Raw genomic sequence first — 4,114 nt, forward strand, 5'->3', positions numbered from 1 at the left:
GAAGCTGGACGAATTTCCATGCCACTCTTCTAAGGGTGAAGGACCGGATCCGCGTCTTCTGTGGCCCTTCGTCGGCCTTTGGGGTGCCCGCGACCCTGGCCGGGGCAGACGGGCTGATCGACTGTTTCCCAAACGTATGGGCCCCGGGCTGTCTGGACATGTGGGAGCTTGCACGCAGCGGGCGCACGACAGAGGCATGGGCGCTTCAAAGCACCGGCATCGCACTGACAGAGCTGTTTACCAGTGAAGGCCGCACTCTTTATCCTTCGACCAAGGCCGCGATGGACTATCTGGGTTTCGACGGTGGCGGCCCCATGCGCCCACCGCTTCGCGATCTGTCAGCCGATGCCCGAAAGGGTCTGATCGCAGGATTGAACGAGCTTCTGCCAGCGCATGCCAAGGTCGCCTGAGCGACATCAAAAATAATAAAGGAACAACCCTATGGATCTCGGACTAACAGGCAAACGTGCCATCGTCACTGCAGCCAGCCGCGGCCTTGGACTGGCCACAGCCCGGTCTCTGGCGCACGAAGGTGTACACGTAACGTTGAACGCACGAGGTACTGAGACACTTGAAGCTGAGGCCGCGAAGATCCGCGAAGAGTTCGGCGTCGAGGTCAGGACGGTGGCGGCCGATTTCAACGAGGCCGACGGTCGCGCAGCCCTGTTGGAGGCTGCCGGTCCAGTGGATATTCTTGTAAATAACCCTGGCGTCCGTCAAGTTCCCACGCCCTATGATCAAATAACGATCGAAGACTGGCGCTATTGGCTCGAAGTTCACTTCTTGTCATCGATCCAGATGATTCAAGCCGTTGCGCCGGGTATGAAGGAACGCAATTTTGGCCGCATCGTAAATATGTCGGTCAGCTTCATCAAGTTTCCCCAAGTCGGCTTCGCCCATAGTCATGCAGCCCGATTGGCCTTGTCAGGAGCGTCAGCAGCAATGGCCCGCGACCTTATTCCGCACAATGTTACCATCAATACAGTCTGCCCCGGTCTCTTCGACACCGACGCGCTGCACACCAACCTGCACGGGCACGCCAAACGTGGCAACACGACCTACGAAGCAATTGTGCAAAACCGGATCGAGAACTGCCCGGCGGGCCGCTTCGCCGATCCATCAGAATGCGGAGATCTGGTTGCATTTTTATGCTCGGCGCAGGCGGGCTTCATGTCCGGACAGAATATTGTCAATGACGGTGGCTACTATCAAGGGCTTTTCTGATGACTAAGGTCGCGATGATTTCTGGCGGTGGACGGGGCCTCGGCGCGGCGATTACAGAGCGACTTTTGTCGGAAAACTGGAGGGTGTCGCTCGGTCTGCGGGATACTACCCAGGCAGATGTTTTTGAGAAAGGCCCAGACCACCTTCTTGCGGTGCCCTATGACGCAACCGTTGAGGGCGCAGCAGAGGCTTGGGTCGCTGCGACGGTCGAGCGCTTCGGCCAGGTTGATGCGCTTGTTAACAATGCTGGAATATTTCGCATGGTTGGGTTCACCGTGGGCGATGTCAAAGACCTGGATGATCTTTGGTCCGTCAATGTCAGGGGACCGTTCCTGCTGACCCGGGCTGCGATGCCCGAGTTGCGCAAGACGGGTGCCGGGCGCATTATCAATATAGCGTCCACAGACGCAAAGCGCTTCCGTCCCGGCAGCTCCGCCGGATACACAATGTCAAAGCACGCACTTCTGGCCATGACCCAGGCCGCGCGCGCCGAAGGATGGGACGACGGCATTCGTGCCACAGCGGTCTGTCCCGGTGCCATCGATACTGACCTAATCGCGGGCCTTAGCGGTGCAACTGCGAAAGCTGATCGCCTAACCCCCGAGACTGTCGCAGATATTGTGAGCTTTGCGTTGTCCCTGCCAAACCAAGCGAGCATGCCTGAACTGATTGTAAACACCCGAATGGAAGGCCTGCTATGACGCGCACCGAAGCCTTGGTTAATGATGAATTGGCGGCATGGGATCGAGACTGTCTGCTCCATCCGACGACGCACACTGCCCAGCACGCCCGCGGTGACGTTCCCGGCCGGATCATCACGGGCGGCGACGGCGTTTTTGTGACCGACCGTGACGGCAACCGTCTGTTAGACGCATTTGCGGCGCTTTATTGTGTGAACGCCGGCTATGGCCGGACAGAGATTGCAGATGCAATCGCCAAACAAGCGCATGATCTGGCTTATTTCCATTCCTTCGCAGGTCATGGCAACGAACCCGCGATCCGTCTTGCAAAAATGGTCATGGATCGAGCGCCAGATCACATGGCGCGCGTCTATTTCGGCCTATCAGGGTCAGATGCGAACGAAACCAACGTTAAGCTCGCATGGCACTATAACATTTTGCGCGGCAAGCCGGAGAAGCGGAAGATTATCAGCAGATGGCGGGGCTATCATGGTTCCGGTTTGGTGTCGGGTTCACTGACAGGCCTCAAGGTTTATCACGACCGGTTCCACCTTCCGCTTGATGGGTTTTTGCATACCGAAACACCGCACTATCTTCGACGGCCCGATGCGGACATGACCGAAGCCGAGTTCACCGATTATCTGATTGGCGCGCTTGAGGACATGATCGCGCACGAAGGCGCTGACACCATTGCGGCGTTCATCGGAGAACCTGTGCTCGGAACCGGGGGCATCGTGCCTCCGCCAGCGGGATATTGGGCTCGCATGCAAGAGGTCCTCGCGCAAAACGACATCCTTTTTATCGTCGATGAAGTGGTCACAGGGTTCGGCCGGACCGGACATATGTTTGGTTCCGACCTCTATGACCTCAAACCCGATTTCATGACCATCGCAAAAGGTCTGACCTCCGCATATGCCCCGCTTTCGGGCTCGATCATCTCCTCCCGCGTCTTTGACGTTCTGATGCAGGGGGCGGACGACTTCGGTCCTCTGGGTCACGGCTGGACCTATTCAGCTCATCCGATTGGAGCCGCTGCCGGAATTGCGACACTGGAACTCGTGGACCGGACCGGGTTGGTCGACAACGCCCGTGAAACAGGGCCGTATCTCCTCGAGCGTCTGAGCGAGGTTTTGGGTGATCATCCGAATGTGGCAGAGGTCCGCGGCATTGGGCTCCTCGCAGCGGTTGAGTTCATGGAAAATCCCGCCGAGCGCATCTGGTATCCGCCCATGACAGTCGCACCAAAGATCTCCAATGAGATGACACGTCTTGGAGTCATTGCTCGCGCGATGCCCGAGGGCAACATAATTGGTTTCGCGCCGCCCCTCTGTATAACGCGTGACGAAGTAGATCAGGTTGTTGATGCGCTGGCACGGGCCACAGCCACGGTCCTCGGTTGATACATCCCAAGTTCCAATAGGAGTCTTTAAATCTAATTTGGACGCGGTCGTATGAGTTGATCGACCAGTCCAAAGCTTCCTAATTCCGGATTTTTTTGGAGGTCTTCCGCAGCACCGGCAAAGGCGCAAATATCACTTTTAAAGTGGGAAAGCACCTCGCATCCCCGCGCCGTCTCTCCTATGTGTCCGATCAAAATCCACCTTGAGGTTGGCCATTTGATCGACCTGTATGAAGTTGTAGACATAGTCTGTCGGCGCGCCTCCTCGAGCCCGTTTTAAAGGCTGGGCAAGGCAAACGGGCTGTAGGCGTCAAGGATGAACCCGCTCAAGCTCAGTTGCGACGACCGATCGGGTGCATCGTTTCACGATGAAAGCTGTTCGATCCCGCAGCACACAAAAACAGACGCGAAATTTTCCAGCCCTCAGGGGTGCGGCTGAAGGCATGGTGATACTGCCCCCATAATTCACTGTTCGGCCTTCCGTCATGATAGCGATGCCAAGCATAAAGATACGAAACGCTTCTCGCCGCATCCGGTCCTTCAAATTGGATTGTTACATTTGAAATGTGGTGGCTTGTTGCCGCGAAGAAACTTTTCAGCCCGCGCTCAATCATCGGGCCTATTTCCTCCACGCCGTTCATCGTCGGCACGTCCGGGCCGTAATCCACGACAGCGTCATCGGTAAAAAGAGCCAAAACGTCATCCGCTTCTGCCCGGTCGAAGTGGTAGCAATAGGCGTGGATTACATCGGCAATCGCTGCTTTATCGACCAGCTCTTCAATGCATTGTGCGTGGTCCATACCGTTCCCTC

5 protein-coding genes are annotated in these 4,114 nt (G+C 56.8%); 4 read left to right on the forward strand and 1 reads right to left on the reverse strand.

Translation table 11 applies throughout. The features are described from left to right. The 4 genes from AC221Y_RS21090 to AC221Y_RS21105 form a co-directional block, all read left to right on the forward strand. A partial coding sequence (locus tag AC221Y_RS21090; RefSeq protein ID WP_486708318.1) for a dihydrodipicolinate synthase family protein occupies positions 1 to 410 on the forward strand: 410 nt, incomplete at its 5' end. Between the two features lie 31 nt (positions 411 to 441). Continuing rightward, positions 442 to 1,224 carry an SDR family oxidoreductase gene (locus tag AC221Y_RS21095; RefSeq protein WP_299757081.1) on the forward strand — a complete coding sequence of 261 codons (783 nt, stop codon included), beginning with the start codon at positions 442 to 444 and terminating at the stop codon, positions 1,222 to 1,224. After that, entirely contained in the window at positions 1,224 to 1,925 is a 702-nt protein-coding gene (locus tag AC221Y_RS21100; RefSeq protein ID WP_486708319.1) for an SDR family oxidoreductase, read from the forward strand. Before AC221Y_RS21095 ends, AC221Y_RS21100 begins: the two co-directional genes overlap by 1 nt. Beyond that, positions 1,922 to 3,304, forward strand: coding sequence for an aminotransferase class III-fold pyridoxal phosphate-dependent enzyme (locus AC221Y_RS21105; protein ID WP_486708320.1), 1,383 nt, complete (start codon positions 1,922 to 1,924; stop codon positions 3,302 to 3,304). The genes AC221Y_RS21100 and AC221Y_RS21105 overlap by 4 nt, the downstream gene beginning before the upstream one ends. Positions 3,305 to 3,635: 331 nt before the next feature. Here the strand turns inward: AC221Y_RS21105 and AC221Y_RS21110 are convergent. After that, positions 3,636 to 4,114: nuclear transport factor 2 family protein (locus AC221Y_RS21110; protein WP_486708321.1), on the reverse strand; the 479-nt coding region annotated here is incomplete at its 5' end.

Source organism: Boseongicola sp. (assembly GCF_057460485.1).